Origin of the sequence: Candidatus Aalborgicola defluviihabitans (assembly GCF_016705985.1) — a bacterium.
Lineage (GTDB): Bacteria > Pseudomonadota > Gammaproteobacteria > Burkholderiales > Burkholderiaceae_C > Allorhodoferax > Allorhodoferax defluviihabitans.
In genome coordinates, this window is record NZ_JADJKN010000005.1 from 102,072 (window position 1) to 123,220 (window position 21,149).

Genomic DNA, 21,149 nt, shown 5'->3' on the forward strand with positions numbered 1-21,149 from the left:
TCAACGTGAAAAGCTATAAAAAGAATAGCGCCGTATCGGCGCTATTCTTTTGTGAAAGCCAGGTTATTTGACGCAATCGGCGTAGTAGTGCATGACGCCGTCAGCGCCCTTTTCTTCAACCAGGCCATGGATATCGGTCTCAAAACCCGGACACTTGGCGTTGAACTCGCGGGCAAACTTGAGGTAGTCCACAATTTTCTTGTTGAACACCTCACCCGGTATCAGCAATGGAATGCCCGGTGGGTATGGCGTTACAAGACCCACGGTTACGCGGCCCTCCAGATTGTCAATCTCCACCCGCTCGGTCTTGCGCAGTGCAATGTGCGAAAAAGCGTCGCTGGGCTTCATTGCCGGAGTCAGATCACTGAGATACATGTCGGTGGTCAGCCGCGCAATATCGTACTTGGCGTACAGGGCGTGCACATACTGGCATAGATCAGCCAGACCCATCTTCTCGTACAACGGATAGGCCCTGCAAAACTCGGGCAGGATGCGCCACATGGGCTGGTTCTTGTCGTAATCGTCCTTGAACTGCTGCAGCGCCGTCAGCATGCTGTTCCAGCGGCCCTTGGTGATACCAATGGTGAACATGATGAAGAAGCTGTAGAGACCGGTTTTTTCGACCACCACGCCATGCTCGGCCAGGAACTTGGTGACGATGCTTGCTGGAATGCCGGTTTTGGCAAACTTGCCATGCAAATCCATGCCCGGGGTGACGATGGTGGACTTGATCGGGTCCAGCATATTGAAACCCGTGGCCATCTTGCCAAACCCGTGCCAGTTGGCTTTGTTGTTGTTGCGTGACTCGCCCTTGATGATCCAATCGCTTGAGCGACCGATGCCCTCTTCGACAAGTTTGTCGGGGCCCCAGACCTTGAACCACCAATCGGCTCCATACTCATCGGCCACCTTGCGCATGGCGCGGCGAAAGTCCAGTGCTTCGGCAATGCTCTCTTCGACCAAGGCAGTGCCACTGGGGGGCTCCATCATGGCTGCAGCGACGTCGCAGCTGGCGATGATGCTGTACTGTGGGCTGGTGCTGGTGTGCATCAGATAGGCTTCGTTGAACAAATGCTTGTCCAGTTTGACGGTCTGCGAGTCCTGCACCAGCACATGGCTGGCCTGGCTGATACCTGCGAGGAGTTTGTGGATGGACTGGGTGGAGTACACCATCGCCTCTTTGGGCCGTACCCGGTTCTTGCCCATGGCGTGGTAAGTGCCGTAGAAGGGGTGAAACGCCGCGTGCGGCAGCCAGGCTTCGTCAAAGTGGATGTTTTCCACGTAACCATCGAGCATCTTCTTGATGGTTTCAGTGTTGTAGAGCACGCCGTCGTAAGTGCTTTGCGTCAGCGTCAGGATGCGCGGCTTGACGGTCTTGGCATCCACACCCTTCAGAAGCGGATTGGCCTTGATCTTGGCGCGAATGGCGGCAGGCTCAAACTCTTCCTTGGGGATCGGCCCGATGATGCCAAAGTGGTTACGGGTTGGCTTGAGAAACACCGGAATGGCCCCGGTCATGATGATGGCGTGCAGGTTGGATACATGGCAATTGCGGTCCACCACCACCACTTCGCCCGGCGCCACGGTGTGGTGCCACACCATCTTGTTGGAGGTCGAGGTGCCGTTGGTCACGAAAAAGCAATGATCGGCGTTGAAGATGCGCGCGGCATTGCGCTCGCTCTCGCCAATGGCGCCGTTGTGGTCCAGCAGTTGCCCCAGTTCTTCCACCGCGTTGCAGACGTCAGCGCGCAACATGTTTTCACCATAAAACTGGTGGTACATCTGGCCTACCGGGCTCTTCAAAAAGGCCACACCGCCTGAGTGTCCCGGACAGTGCCAAGAATACGAACCATCCTCCGCGTAGTCCAGCAAGGCTTTGAAAAATGGCGGCTGTAGGCCTTCCAGGTAGCTCTTGGCCTCGCGGATGATATGACGCGCCACAAACTCGGGCGTATCCTCAAACATGTGAATGAACCCATGCAACTCGCGCAGGATGTCATTGGGCATGTGGCGGCTGGTTTTGGTTTCACCATACACATAGATGGGCACATCCAGGTTCTTGCGTCGCACTTCCTCGATGAAATGCCGCAGATTCACCACGGCGGGGTCCAGATCAGGCCCCGGACTAAACTCTTCATCGTCAATGGACAAAATAAAGGCACTGGCTCGGCTTTGCTGCTGTGCAAACTGGCTTAAATCGCCGTAGCTGGTAACGCCCAGCACTTCAAACCCTTCCGTCTCAATGGCTTGGGCCAAGGCGCGAATGCCCAGTCCGGATGTATTCTCCGACCGAAAGTCCTCGTCAATGATGACGATGGGAAAGCGAAATTTCATGGAAAGCTCCAACCAAAAGGCGGCAAAAAGTCAAAACAGGCGCGAAGTGTAAGGACTTATTGTGTCTGGCACCTTGCGCGACCCGTCTTTTGGCCCAAAATGTGGTGATCTCAACACACGCAGGAACTCCATGGCTGAATCAACGATCTGGTGGCTGCTCGCCGGTACGGCAATTGGCATCGAGCTGGTGACAGGAACCCTTTATTTGTTGATGCTGGCCATTGGGTTGGCCGCAGCAGCGCTTTCGGCCCACCTGGGCGCCAGTACCGTCGTACAACTGGTGGTTGCCGCTTTCGTAGGTGCGGGCACCGTGATGGGCTGGCGCAGCTACCGCAAGACGCAACCACTGGATGCTCCCGCTGGTGCCAACCGGGATGTCAACCTGGATGTTGGCGAGACCGTACAGGTTGATGCCTGGAACCCGGATGGCACTGCCTCGGTGAAATACCGGGGTGCCCAATGGGCAGTGTCCAATGTTTCTGGTGGTAGCCTTGCCACTGGCCCTCACCAAGTGGTTGAAGTGGTCGGCAGCCGGTTAATGGTTCGAAAACTCTAATCGCGGGCCCTTAAGCCCGCATTGATCACATCTTTATAAGGAAACATGATGGAAATCGGATTGATTTTGTTGGTCATCGCCGTGATTTTTATTGCCAAATCCGTCAAGGTGGTCCCGCAACAGCATGCCTGGGTGGTTGAACGCCTTGGCAAATACAACGGCACACTGACACCCGGCCCCAACTTTCTGGTGCCCTTTATCGACCGTGTGGCTTACAAACATTTGTTAAAGGAAGTCCCGCTGGACATTCCCAGCCAGGTCTGCATCACCCGGGACAACACGCAGTTGCAGGTGGACGGCATTTTGTACTTCCAGGTAACCGATGCCATGCGGGCTAGTTACGGCTCCAGCAACTATGTGGTCGCCATCTCGCAACTGGCGCAAACCTCGCTGCGATCGGTCATCGGCAAGCTGGAGTTGGACAAGACCTTTGAAGAACGCGACATCATCAACGCCCAGGTGGTGCAGGCCATCGACGAGGCTGCGTTGAACTGGGGCGTGAAGGTGCTGCGCTACGAGATCAAGGATTTGACTCCCCCGAAAGAAATTCTGCATGCCATGCAACAGCAGATCACCGCCGAACGGGAGAAACGTGCCTTGATTGCCGCGTCAGAAGGACGCCGCCAGGAACAAATCAACATTGCTACAGGTGAACGCGAAGCCTTCATTGCCCGCTCGGAAGGTGAGAAACAAGCCGCCATCAACAACGCGCAAGGCCAGGCGGCCGCGATTCTGTCGGTAGCCGAAGCCAACGCCCAGGCCATTGAACGCGTTGCCGCTGCAATCCGCCAGCCCGGTGGGGAATTGGCCGTGCAACTCAAGGTAGCCGAACAGGCTGTAACTGCCTATTCCAAGGTGGCATCTGACGCCACCACCACACTGATTGTTCCCAGCAACATGACCGAGGTCGCCACGTTGATTGGCTCCGCCATGAAGATGATTCAGGTGCCCAAGTAGTTCGAGCCGGCCGGCATGCCCGGCTGCCAAAGTCAAGCGCACCATAGAAAAAGCCCTGTAACTCAATGAGCTACAGGGCTTCTTGTTTCTGGCGGAGCAGGCGGGATTCGAACCCGCGGTGGGTTTTACCCCACGCACGCTTTCCAGGCGTGTGACTTAAACCACTCATCCACCGCTCCAGAGCCTTCGATTTTAACCCGGTTTTTATCGAATCCCAGGCAGCGGTGCATAAAAAGGATGCTTCTTCCAGTTAGCGAATCACGGCCATGGTTTCGAGCTTGCCGCCACGAATTGTCTTGAGCGTAAGGGCGCCATTCTTGATGTCGCCCTTTTCGTCAAAGGAAATTGGGCCAGACACACCCTTGTAGTCAGTAGTTGCAGCCAGCACTGGCAGGTACTTAACCGGGTCGGACGAGTTGGCCTTGACCATGGCGGCAACCATGACCTTGACCGCGTCGTACACATAAGGTGCATAGAGCTGTACATCGATATTGAACTTGGCTTTGTACTTGGCCCGGAATTCATCCATGCCGACCTTGTCTTCACCCTCGACGCCACCGGCTTCGGCGCAATAGACCTGATCATCTGAAATAGCGTCGCCACCCAGTTTTACCAGTTCACCTGTGCAAATTCCGTCACCGCCCATGAACTTGGCCTTGATGCCCAGAGCTTTCATTTGCTTGAGCATGGGGCCGGCCACGGCATCCATACCGCCAAAGAACACGATGTCTGGCTTCTTGCCCTTGATGGTTGTGAGGATGGAGTTGAAGTCGGTTGACTTGTCAGTTGTGAACTCCTTAGCCACCACATTGCCACCAGCGGACTCCACTGCCTTGGCAAATTCTTCTGCCAGGCCTTGGCCATAGGCGGTACGGTCATCGATCACCGCAATGGATTTGCCCTTGAGCGTGCCAACGGCATACTTGCCCAGGGTTCCGCCCAGTTGGGTATCGTCGGCCACCATGCGGAAGGCCGTTTTGAAACCTTGGCGGGTGTATTTGGGGTTAGTGGCGGAAGGCGAAAGCTGGGGAATGCCCGCATCGCTGTAAATTTTGGAAGCAGGAATGGTCGTACCCGAGTTCAGGTGCCCCACTACGCCGGACACCTTGGCGTCCACCAACTTTTGCGCCACAGCCGTGCCCTGTTTAGGGTCAGCAGCGTCGTCTTCGGCCATCAGTTCCAGGGTGACCTTCTTGCCATCAATCACAACGCCTTCGGTATTGAGTTCTTCAATGGCCAAGCGTGCGCCGTTTTCGTTATCCTTGCCCAAATGCGCAATGGCGCCGCTGATGGGGCCCACATGTCCAATTCTGACCACGGAAGGTCCTGCTGCGGCAGGCGCAGCAGCAGATGCCACAGGCGCCGCTGCCGGGGCCGCAGCTTCTTCCTTCTTGCCACAGGCCACCAATGCCACCGCTGCCGCCAGCACAGTCAGCGTGCTCTTTACTTTGAATTGCATAAATACTCCAAAAAAAAAATTGCAACAGTAACGATACCGTAGTTCCAACGCTATCCCTATAAGGGTGTTCCCGACACTGCCACTTTCAGTGCTTGGCAGGCGGTTTTGGCGGGCTGATCGCCTGTTTCACTGCTGCTTTAACAGCGTCTTCAATTTCCAACTTCCAACGGGTCGCCGCCAGACGCATCTGTGCTTCCACTTGGGCCTGTAAAGATGCCCGTAATTGCTGCTCCAGTCGCGGTTTGACGTGTTGCAAAATCTGCTCCACCAGCCGCTGACTGTCGATAACCGGGCGAACGGACGCACCTCCGGGGTGCACCACCTCGGTCAGCGTCGGAACAAAACGGTGGGGAGGCTTGCCAGTTGACATCAATCCGCACGCTTCAGATTCAGGTCATGGCGGATGATCGCGTAACCCTGTCCGGTGTAGAGTCGCCAGCGGTTGCGTGCCTGCTCGCGGTCCGCTGCGTCGGTACTGACCACCTCGATGAGGCGATCAAACTTCTCAAATCCCTGTGGTACGTCGGCTCCAAGATTAACAAGTACCCCATACGGTGCAGTCACCTGGTCGGTATGGTTCACCAAAACCACCGCCGAGCGGGCCTGAACGGCCGGCGGGGCATTGCCGATGCAATGGGGAACAAAGTCGGTGGGCGAAACGCCCCACAGGTCCACGTCGAGTTGGGCCAAGGCGGTCGCTTCGGCCACCACCGCCACCCTGGCGCCACCACGAACAGCTTTGCGCAGCAAGCGGCAGGCGTAGGCCAGTTTGTCGGGGGCTCCGAAGTGAAACGCCAGCTCTGTCACTTGTTGTAAGCCTGCGCCACCAGGTATTCAATCAGCAGACCCACGGGTCGACCGGTAGCGCCTTTGGCTGCTCCGCCCTTCCAGGCGGTACCGGCAATGTCAAGATGTGCCCAAGGAAATTTTTCGGTAAAGCGCTGAAGAAACTTGGCTGCAGTGATAGAACCACCCGCACGCCCTGCCACATTGGCCACATCGGCAAAACTGGTCTTGAGGCCTTCGGCGTACTCATCATCCAGTGGCATGCGCCAGCATAAGTCCTGCGCCATTTCGCCGGCCGCAAACAGCGCGTTGCCCAAGTCATCCTGCGAGGCGTACATGCCGCTACGCACGCCGCCCAAAGCAATCACACAGGCACCGGTCAGGGTGGCCACATCCACCACAGCAGTGGGTTTGAAGCGCTCGGCATAGGTCAGCGCATCACACAGCACCAAACGGCCTTCAGCATCAGTGTTAAGAATTTCAATGGTTTGGCCGCTCATGCTGGTAACCACATCACCAGGCTTGACGGCTTGGCCGTTGATCAGGTTCTCGCAAGCAGGGATCAGCCCCACGACATTGATAGCGGGTTTCAATACGGCCAACGAACGGAAGGTCCCCAGCACGCTGGCGGCACCCGACATGTCGAACTTCATCTCGTCCATTTCGGGTGCTGGTTTGATGGAGATACCACCACAATCGAAAGTGATTCCCTTGCCTACCAGGACTGTGGGGGCCTCGGATTTGGCGGCACCACTGTAACGCAGCACGATGAATCGCAACGGTTGGTCCGAACCCTGGGCCACGGCCATAAAGGCACCCATGCCCAGCTTCGCCACATCCTTGGGTCCCAGCACTTCGCAGCTAATTTTTGGCAGTTTTGCCAGATCTTTCGCTGCCTGCGCCAACAAGGTAGGGGTAGCATGGTTGGCTGGCCGGTTGGCCCATTCCTTGGCCAACTCCGCGCCTGCAACAATGCCCGCAGCTCGGTCAAAGGTGATTTGCACTTCGGCAGCATTGGTGGCTGCCACCAGCACTTTGCTCAAGGTGCGTGCTTCCGGCTTGGACTTGGTGTGGGTGTAGCTGTAGCTGGCGTCAGCCACCGCCACCACCACTGCGCGAACAGCTTCTTCCCGGGCAGGGGAGGCAAAACACACCAGCAGTTTTTTCAATCCAGGGGCCTTTACCGACGCCATTGCCGCCAGCACCGCACTGCGTACGTCGCGCGCCGAACCGCTGCCGATACCAACCAGCACCACCCGTATGGCATGGGCTTGCACGGGCTTGTACAGGCAGAGCAGCTTTGCGGTCTTGGTCTCCAGATCGCCGGCCTTCATGGCTTGACCTATCAGTTCAGACAGGTCGTCTTTGGCCGCTTTGAAGTCTTGGGGCACCAGTACCACCAAGGCATCGCATTTTTCAGTAGATGCCTCTAACAGGCTGAAAGGCTTGAGTTCAAAGTTCATAATTCAGGTTTTCCTTTGGCCGACATGTTATTCCATTCTTCCATCCGCAAAGAACTCGCACGCAGTTTTGGTGCAACCTTGGTTGTCCTGGTGACGGTGGTAATGACCATGACGCTGATTCGCACCCTGGGGGAAGCTGGCCGCGGTGTATTCAATCCTGCCGACGTGATGATCATCATGGGCTATACGGTGCTATCCGACATGCCCACCATTTTGTCCATGTGCCTGTTCATTGCGGTCTTGAGCGTGCTGACACGCATGTTTCGCGATAGCGAGATGGTGATCTGGTTTGGCAGTGGCCGGGGACTAACCTCACTGATAAAACCCCTTTTTCACTTTGCCTGGCCGATACTGCTGGTCATTGCTGCGCTGGCTTTTCTGATACTGCCCTGGGCCTATGGCCGCATTGAGGACATGCGCGACCGCTACGAAAAACGCGGGGACATCGCCCGCATCCAGCCGGGCCAGTTTCAGGAGTCGGCCAATGGTGAACGGGTGTTCTTCATTGAGAAGGATTCCAGCGGAAAGTTGGCAGGCAGCAACGTTTTTATTGCCACCCACAAGGACAACAAGGAAACCATCACATCTTCGCGCAGCGGCCATGTTGAGTTGGTTAACGGTGAAAAATTCCTGATCTTGGAAAACGGCCAGCGCCTGGAAAAAACCGCCGGCAAGCCCGACCTGACCGTTGCCGTGTTCAAAACCTACGGTGCGCAAGTCGACGCAGATGACCAGTCCGCCCGCAGCTTTATTCCCTCTGCCGCCAAGAGCACTTTGGAGCTGGTGGGTAGTCCCACCCAGTCCCATCTGGCGGAGTTGTCCTGGCGCGCCGGACTGGCGCTGGCAGCCATCAACTTTGTGGTGATTGGCTTGGCCGCCGCCGGTGTGAACCCGCGCGTGGGGCGCACCGCCAACCTGGGTTTCGCGTTCATGGCCTTTATCGTGTACTTCAACTTGCTGGTGCTGGGCAAAAGCTGGGTAGAAACCGGCCAGGTCCATGTAGGCGTGTTTTTACTGGTATTACACGGTGGCGCGCTGGCCCTGGCCTTGCTGTGGCTAGCCAAACGCAACAATAACTGGACGCTATGGCGACCACGCCGCCCTGCTGGTGACGCCACACCGAAAGCCACGGCATGAAAACCATTCGACGACTGCTGTATGGCGAGGTGGTGATTGCGGTACTGCTGGTGACATTGGGCTTTGTATCTCTCTTTTACTTCTTTGACTTTGTGGAAGAGTTGCAGGCGGTGGGCAAGCACCGCGATACCGGCTACACCGTGGCACAGGCACTGCTGTATGTGGCCTTGATGTTGCCCAGCCACCTTTACGAGTTGCTTCCCATCACCGTATTGATTGGCACCATCTTTGTGATGGCGCGTTTGGCACAAAGCTCTGAATTCACCATCCTGCGTACCAGCGGCCTGGGGCCGTGGCTGGCCCTGCGCACGCTTATGGTTTTGGGCCTGGGTTTTGTCGTTTTTACCTTTGCCGTAGGTGACTATGTGGCGCCCATGGCCGACAAGTCGGCGCAGTTGCTTAAATCGCGCTACCAGGGCAAGGTGAGCGTGGGCAAAACCGGCGCCTGGCTCAAAGAACGCCAAGCCTACAGCCACTACGCGGTCAACGTGGGTGCACTGGCACCAGACGCCAGCATGCGCGACGTGCGCATTTTTGAGTTCAACAACCAGGGTTTTTTGGTCTCCATGACCGAAGGGCAAACCGGCACATTCGGCAAAGACGATTCCTGGCTACTCAACAAAGTGGACCATACCGAATTCACCAGCACCGATGCCAATGCCACCCGGGTGGAGCGCAACTTTGTCGATACTTTCCGCTGGTCTACCCAGATCAGCGCGGAGATGGTCGCCACCGCCGTACTGCGCCCCGAGCGCATGGGCACTATCGACCTGTTTCAGTACATCCGCCACCTCGACGCCAACGGGCAGTCTGCCCAAAAATACGAAATCCAGTTCTGGAAAAAAGTGTTCTACCCCTTGAGCTGCCTGGTCATGGTGGTGTTGGCCCTGCCCTTTGCCTATCTTCACTTTCGCTCTGGCAGCGTGGCAACCTATGTGTTTGGCGGTGTCATGGCGGGCATCAGCTTTGTTCTGCTGAACAACGTACTGGGCGACCTGGGCGCGCTGCAAGGCTGGTGGCCGTGGCTCACCGCCGCGTTGCCGGGCCTTATCTACTCCTTCATTTCGCTAACTGCCTTTACCTGGCTGGTGATACGGCGATGAGTGGATTTGTTCCAAGTCACGGCATTGTGCTGTTTGCGCACGGCTCGCGTGACCCGCTGTGGCACAAGCCCATTGAGGCGGTGTCTGCGCGCATCGCGGCACTCGCGCCCGACACACCTGTTGCGTGCGCCTACCTGGAACTGAGCACGCCCGACCTGCCCACTGCCGTGCGCGAACTACTGGACCGTGGTGTGCAGGCCATCCGCATCGTGCCGCTGTTCCTGGGGGTTGGCAAACACGGACGCGAAGACCTGCCGCGCTTGGTGGCTGAGTTGCAAATCGCCCACCCGGGCGTGCCATTCACCCTGATGCCTGCCGTGGGCGAAGACACCCGGTTGGTGCAGTTGCTAGCCCAAATCGCCCTCGATACGCCTTGAATTCTGTCTTTCACGGCATAATGAATGCCATCTTTAGCTGAAATTCGATATGAACCTGCACCAATTTCGCTTTGTGCAAGAAGCCGTCCGGCGCAATCTCAACCTGACCGAAGCGGCCAAGGCCTTGCACACCTCGCAGCCTGGCGTCTCCAAAGCCATCATCGAGCTGGAAGAAGAACTGGGCATCGAGATTTTTGCCCGTCATGGAAAACGCCTCAAGCGCGTCACAGAACCCGGCCAACACGTCCTCAAAAGCATCGATCTGATCCTGCGCGAAGTCGGCAACCTCAAGCGCATTGGTGAGCAGTACAGTGCCGAAGACAGCGGCACCCTTTCTATTGCAGCCACCCACACCCAGGCGCGCTACGTGCTTCCAGAGCGGGTGGCCGGGCTGCGTGCTGCCTACCCCAAGGTCAACATCAGCCTGCACCAGGGCTCGCCCGACCAGGTGGCGCGCATGCTGATCGACGAGGTGGCCGAAATTGGCATTGCCACCGAATCCCTGGCGGACTACAGCGAGCTGGTCACCCTGCCCTGCTATGAATGGCAGCACATGCTGGTAATGCCAATCGACCACCCGCTGGCGCGCAAGGACCGCATCACCCTGGAAGACGTGGCGCTGGAGCCGCTCATCACCTACCACCCGTCTTTTACGGGTCGCACCAAGATCGACCATGCCTTTGCCATCCGCAAGCTCCAACCGCGCATTGCACTGGAAGCCATTGACTCGGATGTGATCAAAACCTATGTCCGTCTGGGCCTGGGCATTGGTATTGCCGCCGAAATGGCCGTGCGCGACGTGATTGAAGATGGCGGCAAGAGCGGGTTGGTGGCGCGCCCTGCCGGCAACTTGTTTGGCCAGAACCTGGCCCGGGTGGCGTTCAAGCGCAGCGCCTACCTGCGCAACTTTGTTTACACCTTCGCCGAACTGTTGAGTGACCGCCTGGACCGCAAGCTGATTGCCCGCGCCATGGATGGGCATGTGGAAAACTATGAATTCTGACTGAAAAATGACCCTAATCTAACCTCACGTTTGCCGAACGTCGGCACCACCATCTTCACCGTCATGTCGGCGCTGGCCGTGCAGCACAAAGCCGTCAACCTGGGCCAGGGCTTTCCGGACTTTGCATGCGACCCGGCGCTGGTCAACTACGTGTCTGAAGCCATGCAGGCCGGCCACAACCAATACCCGCCGATGCCGGGCGTGCCCCATTTCCGCGATGCGATCGCACTCAAAATTGAAGCACTTCACGCACGCCCGTACAGGGCTGCAGACGAAATTACCATCACCGCTGGGGCCACCCAGGCAATCATCACCACCATTCTGGCCATCGTGCACCCGGGCGATGAGGTGATTGTGTTGGAGCCCTGCTACGACAGCTATGTACCCAACATCGAGTTGGCCGGTGGCGTGCCTGTACGCATTCCACTGACGCCCGGCACCTTTCGACCCGATTTCGACAAAATTGCCGCCGCCATCACACCCAAAACCCGCGCCATCATCATCAACAGCCCGCACAACCCCAGCGCCACGGTATGGAGTCACGCGGACATGCTGCGCCTGCAAGAGATTCTGCCACCCACCAACGTGTTGCTCATCAGCGACGAGGTGTATGAGCACATGGTCTTCGACGGTGTCCAGCACGAAAGTGCGGCCCGCTACCCCGGGCTGGCCGAGCGCGCCTTCATTGTTTCGAGCTTTGGCAAAACCTTCCATGTGACCGGCTGGAAGGTGGGTTATGTGGCCGCGCCGGCATCGTTGATGGCCGAGTTCCGCAAGGTGCACCAGTTCAACGTGTTCACGGTCAATACCCCCATGCAGCACGGCCTGGCCTCTTACATGGGCACCCCGGCGCACTATCTGGATTTACCGGCCTTCTACCAACGCAAACGCGATCTGTTTCGTGCTGGCCTTGCCGGTAGCCGACTGAGACTACTGCCCAGCGCCGGCAGCTATTTTCAGTGCGTTGACATCTCGCAGGTCAGCGACTTGAATGAAGCAGATTTTTGCCAATGGCTCACCACCGAAATCGGCGTGGCCGCCATCCCCTTATCTGCGTTTTATGGCAACGGGTTTGATCAGCGCGTGGTGCGTTTCTGCTTTGCCAAGCAGGACGCCACCTTACAGGCAGCCATTGAACGACTCAAGTCGTTATAGAGTTCCATGGTTGGATAGCCATCTGCCGGCTGACCCACGCTATCCTGGTACTGGCGCAGCCCTCGCTGCGTAGCCGGGCCCATCATGCCGTCAGGTGTACCGCAGTCAAAACCACGGGCGTTCAGTGCTGTTTGCAGCTCACGCAACTGGCTGCGCGTCAGCGATTTGAGATCACGCGGCCAGGCGGCTTGCACCGCAGGCCCGCCAGCAATGCGCTGAGCCAGCAGGTTGACGGCCAGCGCATAGCTGGTGGCGTTGTTGTAACGCAGGATCGTACGGAAATTGGCACCCACCAAAAAGGCCGGCCCCCGCGCACCTGCCGGCAGCAGCAAGGAGCTTTCCGCCAACGGCGGCAGTGGCGCATGGTCAATGGTTTGAACACCTACATCAGCCCATGCCGCGCTGGGTTGTCGCAACTTGGCGTCTGCCAGTGCGTAGTCAAACCCGGGCGGTAACGACACCTCCAAGCCCCAAGGCTGGTTGGCTTGCCACCCGGAGCGCGCCAAAAAGTTGGCTGTGGATGCCATCACATCGGCATCACTGCCCCAGATGTCGCGGCGGCCATCGCCATCGGCATCCACCGCGTAGGCCAGAAAAACTGAGGGCAAAAATTGGGTCTGCCCCATGGCACCAGCCCAGGAGCCGATCATTTGCGCGCGATCGATGTCGTGGTTTTGCAAGATCTTGAGTGCTGCCAGCAACTGGGTACTGGCCCATGCTTCTCGGCGGCCTTCAAACCCCAGCGTTGCCAAGGCGTCGATGGTCGGGATATCGCCCATATTGGTTCCAAAATTGCTCTCTATGCCCCAAATGGCCACCAATACTTCGGCGGGAACGCCGTAGCGTGCAGCAATGGTGTCGATTGCTGGGCGCAGCTGCAGCAACTTCTCTTGCCCCCGGGTGATGCGCTGTTCAGACACCGCACTGTCAAGGTAGTCCCACACCGCACGTGTGAATTCGGGTTGCGCCCGGTCCAGCTCCACTACACGCGGTATGAAGTGAACATCGTCGAATGCGAGGTGCAGTGTTGCAGCATCAATGCCCGCCGCGCTGGCGCGGACACTAAATCGAGCAATCCAGTCTGTAAAGGCCTGGTCAGGTGATGACGGATCCGGTGCCGCTCGGGTGGGGGCCGCGTCTGTTGTCGACACCGTCGAATCTCTGGATACCGGTGTGGAAACGCTGGTGCAGCCCGCCAGCATCAGCAACGCAACGCAGACCAACACCCCTGCGCTGCGGGCTGCGGTGGTTGAACAAGACAGCTTCTTCATAACCCCCATTTTGATGGATTCACCGCCCTGTAACCCACTGCAGCCGACCACGATGTTGATCTGGCAAGGCCTGGATTCGCGCCGCAGCCGCAGCGCTGGAGGGCGCCTGGTAACCGTTTGGCACCACCAGGACGTCACTGTTGGCCCATTGGGCGATCCGGTTTGCGACACTGCCCAGCAGCAAATCAATCAGAGTGGAGCTGCGCTCTTTGCCGACCACAACCAGGTCCGCCTTGGTTGCCTCCTGTTGCACCACAGTGAGGCGTGCAGGCTCCCCGCGCCCAACCACTGCATTCACGCGGTTCCTTCGGGCATGCGAGGAGTCGGTGAAGCGGAACAGGCGGTCCCGCGCATTTCTGTGTGCCCTTTCCCGGTAGGCGTTAACCGCCTCGGAGGTCATCACATGGGAGCTCGGCCAGGCTTCGTCCAAATCGTACAAGGCGTGAAACAGCTCCAACTCTGCATCCAGCGCAAAGCCACTGGCGTGTTGCACCAGATCTTTCGAAGTCTCTGTTTGGTCCACCGCCACCAACAGACGGTGATAGGGCCGCATTACTGGTTTTTTGACAACCAATATGGGGCATGCACTGTGGCGCAGTATTTGGTCCAGTGTGGAGCCTTGCCAAAATTGCCAGAGTGAGCGGTGGCCGCGTTGGTCCAGCACCAGCAGGTTAGACCGCTGGCACTGCTTCAGGATGTCATCCACCATTCTGCCGGTGCGTGCCACCGTTTTGACACTGATGGTGTGGCGCCGGGCCAGTTGCCGCGCGCGTTGCTCCAGCCGGGCAAAGGGGTCAGAGAACTTCGGGTTTGGCGTCTCGGTGGCGTACATCACACTGAGCGTGGCTTGGTGGGCGTGTGCGAGCAAGGCGGCGCGCTCCAACCCCTGCTCGGCACGGGTTGAAAAGTCGGTGATGGCAAAAATCGACTGAATATTCATGGTGCAGACTCCTCTACGCATAGTTGCCGACGCTATGGTGTGCCGTCGGCGAAATCAATGTCGCCGTCGCAAAATGCAGCGGGATCTACCGCGCTGGGCTTATGCCCGGCGATAAAGAAAATGCGCTACTAAGAAGTGTGAAGAATCGCCGGGCTTAAAAATGGACGTCCGGCTGACAGGGTCCTGCGTTACCCATCACGGTGCTATGCGCTCGCGCGCAAGCGCCCAGCAGCGCAGGCAAGGCCATAGCTGAACTGGAGAGGATGAAGGGTAAGGAACACATGGCGACGATCATAGACCCTATCAACATAAGGGTCAAATGAGGTGACAGCAAGGCCCTACGTTGCTTGCCAGAATAGACAGGGGCGGTATCGGCACCGGCAGCGGCGCTTTACCCCAACTGCGTCCACGCCTTGTCCAGCCGCTTCACGCTCACCGGCTGCGGCGTTTTGAGCTCTTGGGCAAAAAAGCTCACGCGCAGTTCTTCCAGCAGCCAGCGGAACTCGGCCATGCGTTCATCCACCGCGCCCTTACGCTCGGCCACCAAGCGCCAGTAGCGCTGCTCCTGCGGGCGCAGTTCGGCTAAGCGGGTAGCGTCCCGCGCGGGGTCGGCACGGTATTTGTCCAGGCGCAGGGTGATGGCCTTGAGGTAGCGGGCCAGGTGCTGCAAGCGCTCCCACGGGGTGGCTTGCAGAAAGCGCTTGGGCATGAGGCGCTGCAGTTGTTGGGCGCAATCGGCCGTAGCATCTGGCGCGTTTTTGGTGTCTTTGATCTTGCGGGCTGCCGCCGAATACTCCAGCAAAATGACACCGGCCATGCGGGCCACCTCGGTGGATATCAGGGTCAGGCGGCCTCGACCTTCTTCGACCCGGCGCTTGAAGGCGAATTCGTCGGTGGGCAACGGCTCCAGCAAGAAGGCGCGGTCCAGCGCGACGGCGATGATTTGTTCGCGCAGTTCTTCCACGGTTCCGCCTGAACCCGAGGCGTCTTTACCGCTATCCGATTTGCCCACGGTCATGTAGGCCACGGCCATTTTCTGCAGATCGGGAATATTCTTTTCCAGGTACTTGAGTGCGTCCTTGATTTGCAGCGCAAACAGGCGGCGCAGGCCGGCGCGGTGTTTGGCGGCGGCCACTTCGGGCTCGTCAAACACCTCGATGCTCACCGCATCGCCACCGTCCAGCAGCGCCGGGTAACCAATCAGCGTCTGGCCGCCCTTTTGAATTTCAAGCAGTTCGGGCAGCTCGCCAAATGTCCAGGCGGTGTGGCGCTGGCCGGCTGGCTGGGGCGCAGTGGCTTGGCTGTGTGGTGGCGTTTTGTCATTTGCTCCTGATTTGATAGCTGCTTGTGTAGTATTGACGAGGGCTAGAGGCTGTTTTGACTCTAAACTATTTGGCACAGAGGCACCCGCAGCAGACGCACCATGCCCCAGCTTCAGATTGGCCAGCGCCTGAAACGCGCCACGCGCCTGCTTGCCCAGATCGGCCTTGAGCGCGCCAAGATTGCGGCCCTGCCCCAACTGGCGGCCATGCTCGTCCACCACGCGGAAGTTCATGAAGAAGTGCGGCGTCAGCATGTCCACCTTGATGTCGGCTTTGACAATGTCCAGGCTGGTGGCATCGCGCACCAATTTCAGCACGGCATCCACCAGACTGCCAGTGCCAAATTTTTCGGGCGCGTTCAGTGCTTCGGCGAACTTGGTGGCGGTATCGGGCAGCGGCACCAGCCGGCTGCGTGGCCTTTGGTGCAGGGTTTTGATGAGCGCTTGCACCTTTTCCTTGAGCATGCCGGGCACCAGCCATTCGCAGCGCTCCTCGTTGACTTGGTTCAACACAAACAGCGGCACGGTCACGGTCAGGCCATCGCGGGCGTCGCCGGGCTCGTGCAGGTAGGTGGCGGCGCAGTCCACACCGCCTAGGCGAATGGTTTTGGGGAAGGACGCGGTGGTGATTCCTGCGGCCTCATGGCGCATGAGTTCTTCGCGGGTGAGCTGGAGCAGCGTGGGCTTATTTTTTACTTCTTCGCGGTACCAGCGCTCCAGGCTGTAGCCGCTGCACACGTCGGCGGGCAACTGCTGGTCGTAAAACGCGTAAATCAGTTCGTCGTCCACCAGCACGTCTTGGCGGCGGGCTTTGTGCTCCAGGTCTTCTACCTGTTTGATGAGCTTGTGGTTGGCCGCCAAAAACGGCAGTGTGGTTTCCCACTCTTTGCCTACCAGCGCTTCGCGGATAAACACCTCGCGCGCGCCCACCATGTCGACCCGGCTGTAATTGACCCGGCGCCCACTGTAGACCACGATGCCATACAGCGTGGCCCGCTCCAGCGCCATTACCTCGGCGGCCTTCTTTTCCCAATGCGGGTCCAGCAGTTGCTTGCGCAGCAAATGTCCGCCCACTTGCTCCAACCACTGCGGGTCGATATTGGCCAGCCCGCGACCAAAGAGGCGTGTGGTTTCTACCAGTTCAGACGCCACGATCCATTTGCCGGGCTTTTTGGTCAGGTGTGCGCCGGGGTGGGCGAAGAACTTGATGCTGCGTGCACCCAGATACTCGCCGTTTTGCCCTTCTTCGAGCTTGCAGCCAATGTTGCCCAGCAGCCCCGAGAGCATGGACAGGTGCAGTTGCTCGTAGCTGGCCGGTGTGGTGTTCAAGCGCCACTTGTGCTCGGCCACCACGGTGTGCAACTGGCTGTAAATATCTTTCCACTCGCGCACGCGGCGGATGTTGACGAAGTTTTGGCGTAGGAGTTGTTCGTATTGGCGGTTTGTTAACTTGTGGGTTGAGGGACGGAGGCTGAGGCGAGTGGCTGGGCGTTGGGCGCCGGGCGTCTGCTGGCCCCGCCCGCTGCGGGGCTCCTCCCTCTGCGCAGAACGCCCGGCGCCCCAGCGCCCGGTGCCGTGCCAGCCGCCGCCCCTTGCGTCGTGAATCCACTTCCACAGCTTCAAATACCCTACAAACTCGCTCTTCTCGTCGTCAAACTTCTTGTGTGCCGTGTCGGCTTGCTGCTGGGCTTCCATCGGCCGGTCACGCACGTCTTGCACGCTCAAGGCCGAGGCAATCACCAGCGCTTCGTCCAGCGCCTCGCGCGAACGGGCCTCCAGAAGCATGCGCCCTACGCGCGGGTCCAGCGGCAGGCGGCTCAATTCGGTGCCCAGCGGCGTGAGTTCATTGGCATCATCCACCGCGCCCAATTCATTGAGCAACTGGTAGCCATCGGCAATGGCGCGGCCACTGGGGCGCTCCAGAAACGGAAAGTCTTCCACGATACCCAGGTGTAGCGACTTCATGCGCAAAATCACCCCGGCCAGCGAGCTGCGGATGATTTCGGGGTCGGTAAAGCGGTCGCGCCCGTCAAAATCTTTTTGGTCGTAAAGCCGAATGCAAATGCCGTTGGCCACGCGCCCACAGCGCCCAGAGCGCTGGTTGGCCGCTGCTTGGCTGATGGGCTCCACCAGCAACTGCTCTACCTTGCTCCTAAAGCTATAGCGCTTCACGCGCGCGGTGCCTGCGTCAATCACGTAACGGATGCCGGGCACCGTGAGCGAGGTTTCGGCCACGTTGGTGGCCAGCACCACGCGCCTGCCGGTATGGCCATCAAAAATGCGGTCTTGCTCGGCCGGGCTCAGGCGGGCAAACAGCGGCAGCACCTCGGCATTGCGCATGATGGGTTGGTGACTCAGATGCTTGCGCAGGTGGTCGGCCGCCTCGCGGATTTCGCGCTCGCCGGGCAGAAAGACGAGGATGTCGCCACCGTTGTGCGGGTCGCGCCAGAGCTCGTCCACCCCATCGGCAATGGCACTGTTCAGGTCGTACTCACGGCTTTCTTCAAACGGCCGGTAACGGTGCTCCACCGGAAACATACGGCCCGACACCATGATGACCGGCGCAGGGCCATTCTTCGAGGCAAAGTGGTCCGCAAAGCGCTGCGCGTCAATGGTGGCGGACGTGACCACAATCTTCAGGTCTGGCCTGCGCGGCAATATCTGGCGCAGGTAACCCAGCAAAAAGTCGATGTTCAGGCTGCGCTCGTGCGCCTCGTCAATGATGATGGTGTCGTAGGCGCTGAGCAGTGGGTCGGTCTGTGTTTCGGCTAGCAAAATGCCGTCGGTCATCAGCTTGACCGATGCGTCTTTGGAGAGACGATCTTGAAACCGCACCTTGAAGCCCACCACCTCACCCAGCGGTGTTTTCAGCTCTTCCGCAATCCGCTTGGCCACGCTGCTGGCCGCAATGCGGCGCGGCTGGGTGTGGCCGATGAGCTTGCCGCGCGGTGCGGGGCGGCCATTTGCCAAGGTCTTGGGGTAATTGAGCAGTCCGCGCCCCATGGCCAGGGCGATCTTGGGCAACTGCGTGGTCTTGCCCGAGCCGGTTTCGCCACAGACGATGATGACCTGGTGCGCCTGCATGGCGGCCATGATCTCGTCGCGTTTACCCGATACGGGGAGCGACTCAGGAAAGTCAATTTGCAAGGGACTAGCGATCAAGGTGCAGACTTCGTAGAGAATTGCGGATTATCCCAGCCCACAGGGCCGATTCGCAGCATTGACCTACTAACCGCGCACACCATGTCCACTGTTTTCAATTTCACCTTCGTGCCGTGGTTTCGCTCGGTAGCGCCCTATATCCACAAATTTCGCAACCAGACCTTCGTGATTGGTGTGTGTGGCGAGGCCATTGCTGCAGGCAAACTGCCCAATTTGGCACAAGACTTGGCCATGATCCAGAGCATGGGCGTGAAGATTGTGCTGGTGCACGGCTTTCGCCCGCAGGTCAACGAGCAGCTCAAGGCCAAGGGGCACGCCGGCAAGTATTCGCATGGCATGCGTATTACCGATGGCGTGGCGCTGGACTGCGCACAAGAGGCCGCCGGGCAGTTGCGCTACGAGATTGAAGCCGCGTTCAGCCAGGGCCTGCCCAACACGCCCATGGCGGATTCCACCGTGCGCGTGATCTCCGGCAACTTCATTACCGCACGGCCGGTGGGCATTGTGGACGGAGTGGATTTTCAGAACTCGGGTCTGGTGCGCAAGGTAGACACGGCTGGCATCAGCCGGGTGTTGGATTCCGGTGCGATGTTGCTGGTGTCGCCCTTTGGTTTTTCGCCGACTGGCGAGGCGTTTAACCTGGCCATGGAAGAGGTGGCGACCTCGGTAGCCATGGCGCTGCAGGCCGACAAGCTGATTTTTGTGACCGAGGTGCCCGGCATTCGGGTGCGGCCGCTGGAGCCAGCCTCTGAAGACAACGCCATTGACACCGAACTGCCCCTGGCTGCTGCCGAGAAGCTGCTGGCCGAAATACCCGCCGCCAACCAACCCACGGACACTGCGTTTTACCTGCAACACTGCGTAAAGGCCTGCAAAGGCGGCGTGGAGCGCAGCCACATCATTCCCTTCGCGGTAGACGGCGGAATCCTGTTAGAGGTTTATGTGCACGACGGCATTGGCACCATGGTGGTGGACGAAAAGCTGGAGAGCCTGCGCGAGGCCACCGAAGACGACGTGGCCGGCATTCTGCAATTGATTGAACCGTTTGAGAAAGACGGCACCCTGGTCAAGCGCAGCCGCACCGAAATTGAGCGCGACATAGGCAACTACACCATCATCGAACACGACGGCGTGATTTTTGCCTGCGCGGCACTCTACCCTTACCCGGAAGCTAAAACGGGCGAAATGGCCGCTTTAACTGTGTCACCCGACGTGCAAGGCCAGGGAGACGGGGAACGGGTCATGAAGCGCATTGAGCATCGCGCCAAGGCGGCCGGGCTGGAAAGCCTCTTTGTACTGACCACACGCACCAAGCACTGGTTCATCAAACGCGGTTATGCGGTAGTCGAGCCCGAGTGGTTGCCCGAAGCGCGCAAGCGCAAATACAACTGGGACCGCAAGAGTCTGGTGCTGGTGAAAAGGTTTCTGTAACGACCTGACTCAAGCCCGACTCAAGCCAGATTCAGGCCCGGCGGCGGCGCCAAACCAACACAGCACCCACCATGGCCACGCCAGAAAACCAGACGAAGGACCAGTTGGCAAGGGAGCCGCCCAGAAAGGTCCAGTCCACCTTGGTGCAGTCACCACTGCCCTTGAAGATCATGGGAATAACGCGTTGCAGGGAAACGCCTCGATCATGCCGTAGAGGTCGCGGCCGCACGACACCACCTCGGGCGGATACCACTGCAAATAGCTCTGCCGGGCCGCCACGTAAGCGCCTGCCACCGCCAGCACCACCATCAGGCTTGCGCCCCAGACATGCGCGCGTTTATTGCCGCTAGCTCCCGTAAAACCTGCACATGCAGCTACAAAAATAAGAGCATACCGCTGCACAATACACATCGGGCACGGGTCCAGACCCACCACATTCTGCAAATACAGAATGCCAAAAGCCAGCAGTGCCAGGCAAGAAATGCAGACCATTGCCAGCACGCGCCGTGGAGCGGTATCGAATTGGGCCATTACGAAGTTCAAAATCACGGTTCCTGTCAAAAAAATGGCGCCCTGGCGGCGCGCTCGGGAAATTGGTGCTGATTTTGCCTTGGAAGTTCCCTGTTTTGCACCGGGGCTTTGGCAACAGGGGGCAACAAAGCGAATAAGATTCAGGCTATTGGCTCGTTGTGAG

Annotated in this window: 16 protein-coding genes, 1 tRNA gene and 1 pseudogene; 8 read left to right on the forward strand and 10 right to left on the reverse strand. The window is 58.6% G+C overall.

Annotated features, from left to right (window positions below; all coding sequences use genetic code 11):
* Positions 1–63: 63 nt before the first annotated feature.
* Positions 64–2,334 (reverse strand): Orn/Lys/Arg decarboxylase N-terminal domain-containing protein, encoded by a 2,271-nt coding sequence (locus tag IPI80_RS05330; protein ID WP_413857907.1) that lies wholly within the window; start codon positions 2,332–2,334, stop codon positions 64–66.
* A 130-nt stretch (positions 2,335–2,464) separates the two neighbouring features.
* On the opposite strand from IPI80_RS05330, the gene IPI80_RS05335 reads away from it, so the two are divergent.
* Entirely contained in the window at positions 2,465–2,890 is a 426-nt protein-coding gene (locus tag IPI80_RS05335; protein WP_413857909.1) for an NfeD family protein, read from the forward strand.
* A 48-nt stretch (positions 2,891–2,938) separates the two neighbouring features.
* Positions 2,939–3,847, forward strand: coding sequence for an SPFH domain-containing protein (locus IPI80_RS05340; RefSeq protein ID WP_413857910.1), 909 nt, complete (start codon positions 2,939–2,941; stop codon positions 3,845–3,847).
* A gap of 89 nt (positions 3,848–3,936) precedes the next feature.
* On the opposite strand, the gene IPI80_RS05345 is transcribed toward IPI80_RS05340, so the two are convergent.
* The 5 genes from IPI80_RS05345 to IPI80_RS05365 form a co-directional block, all read right to left on the reverse strand.
* A tRNA-Ser gene (locus tag IPI80_RS05345) sits at positions 3,937–4,026 on the reverse strand.
* 71 nt (positions 4,027–4,097) lie between these two features.
* A complete protein-coding gene (locus tag IPI80_RS05350) occupies positions 4,098–5,306 on the reverse strand; it encodes a branched-chain amino acid ABC transporter substrate-binding protein (RefSeq protein ID WP_413857912.1) in 1,209 nt (402 codons plus the stop codon).
* A gap of 85 nt (positions 5,307–5,391) precedes the next feature.
* The gene (locus tag IPI80_RS05355; protein ID WP_413857914.1) at positions 5,392–5,676 is read right to left on the reverse strand and encodes a hypothetical protein; all 285 of its coding nucleotides are present in this window, start codon (positions 5,674–5,676) and stop codon (positions 5,392–5,394) included.
* Positions 5,676–6,113, reverse strand: coding sequence for a DNA polymerase III subunit chi (locus IPI80_RS05360; RefSeq protein WP_413857916.1), 438 nt, complete (start codon positions 6,111–6,113; stop codon positions 5,676–5,678). The genes IPI80_RS05355 and IPI80_RS05360 overlap by 1 nt, the downstream gene beginning before the upstream one ends.
* On the reverse strand, positions 6,110–7,555 hold the full coding sequence (locus IPI80_RS05365) for a leucyl aminopeptidase (RefSeq protein WP_413857918.1): 1,446 nt from the start codon (positions 7,553–7,555) through the stop codon (positions 6,110–6,112). The genes IPI80_RS05360 and IPI80_RS05365 overlap by 4 nt, the downstream gene beginning before the upstream one ends.
* A gap of 24 nt (positions 7,556–7,579) precedes the next feature.
* Here IPI80_RS05365 and lptF point away from each other — a divergent pair, with 24 nt between their 5' ends.
* The 5 genes from lptF to IPI80_RS05390 all read left to right on the forward strand — a co-directional run bounded on the left by lptF (position 7,580) and on the right by IPI80_RS05390 (position 12,330).
* The gene (gene lptF, locus IPI80_RS05370; RefSeq protein ID WP_413858693.1) at positions 7,580–8,692 is read left to right on the forward strand and encodes an LPS export ABC transporter permease LptF; all 1,113 of its coding nucleotides are present in this window, start codon (positions 7,580–7,582) and stop codon (positions 8,690–8,692) included.
* Positions 8,689–9,795 (forward strand): LPS export ABC transporter permease LptG, encoded by a 1,107-nt coding sequence (gene lptG / locus IPI80_RS05375; RefSeq protein ID WP_413857920.1) that lies wholly within the window; start codon positions 8,689–8,691, stop codon positions 9,793–9,795. The genes lptF and lptG overlap by 4 nt, the downstream gene beginning before the upstream one ends.
* Positions 9,792–10,172 carry a sirohydrochlorin chelatase gene (locus tag IPI80_RS05380; protein ID WP_413857922.1) on the forward strand — a complete coding sequence of 127 codons (381 nt, stop codon included), beginning with the start codon at positions 9,792–9,794 and terminating at the stop codon, positions 10,170–10,172. The genes lptG and IPI80_RS05380 overlap by 4 nt, the downstream gene beginning before the upstream one ends.
* A 49-nt stretch (positions 10,173–10,221) precedes the next feature.
* On the forward strand, positions 10,222–11,175 hold the full coding sequence (locus IPI80_RS05385) for a CysB family HTH-type transcriptional regulator (protein WP_413857924.1): 954 nt from the start codon (positions 10,222–10,224) through the stop codon (positions 11,173–11,175).
* Positions 11,176–11,238: 63 nt separating this feature from the next.
* On the forward strand, positions 11,239–12,330 hold the full coding sequence (locus IPI80_RS05390; protein WP_413858695.1) for a pyridoxal phosphate-dependent aminotransferase: 1,092 nt from the start codon (positions 11,239–11,241) through the stop codon (positions 12,328–12,330).
* On the opposite strand, the gene IPI80_RS05395 is transcribed toward IPI80_RS05390, so the two are convergent.
* From IPI80_RS05395 to hrpA, 3 genes are all read right to left on the reverse strand, one after another.
* Entirely contained in the window at positions 12,252–13,610 is a 1,359-nt protein-coding gene (locus IPI80_RS05395; RefSeq protein WP_413857926.1) for a lytic murein transglycosylase, read from the reverse strand. The genes IPI80_RS05390 and IPI80_RS05395 overlap by 79 nt on opposite strands.
* Before the next feature lie 10 nt (positions 13,611–13,620).
* Positions 13,621–14,541: a universal stress protein gene (locus tag IPI80_RS05400; RefSeq protein WP_413857928.1), complete on the reverse strand. Its 921-nt coding sequence runs from the start codon at positions 14,539–14,541 to the stop codon at positions 13,621–13,623.
* Between the two features lie 391 nt (positions 14,542–14,932).
* The gene (gene hrpA / locus IPI80_RS05405; protein WP_413858697.1) at positions 14,933–18,955 is read right to left on the reverse strand and encodes an ATP-dependent RNA helicase HrpA; all 4,023 of its coding nucleotides are present in this window, start codon (positions 18,953–18,955) and stop codon (positions 14,933–14,935) included.
* A 150-nt stretch (positions 18,956–19,105) separates the two neighbouring features.
* On the opposite strand from hrpA, the gene argA reads away from it, so the two are divergent.
* The gene (argA, locus tag IPI80_RS05410) at positions 19,106–20,455 is read left to right on the forward strand and encodes an amino-acid N-acetyltransferase (protein ID WP_413857930.1); all 1,350 of its coding nucleotides are present in this window, start codon (positions 19,106–19,108) and stop codon (positions 20,453–20,455) included.
* A 31-nt stretch (positions 20,456–20,486) separates the two neighbouring features.
* Here the strand turns inward: argA and IPI80_RS05415 are convergent.
* Positions 20,487–20,986 (reverse strand): annotated as a pseudogene (locus tag IPI80_RS05415) (disulfide bond formation protein B).
* Positions 20,987–21,149: the final 163 nt, after the last annotated feature.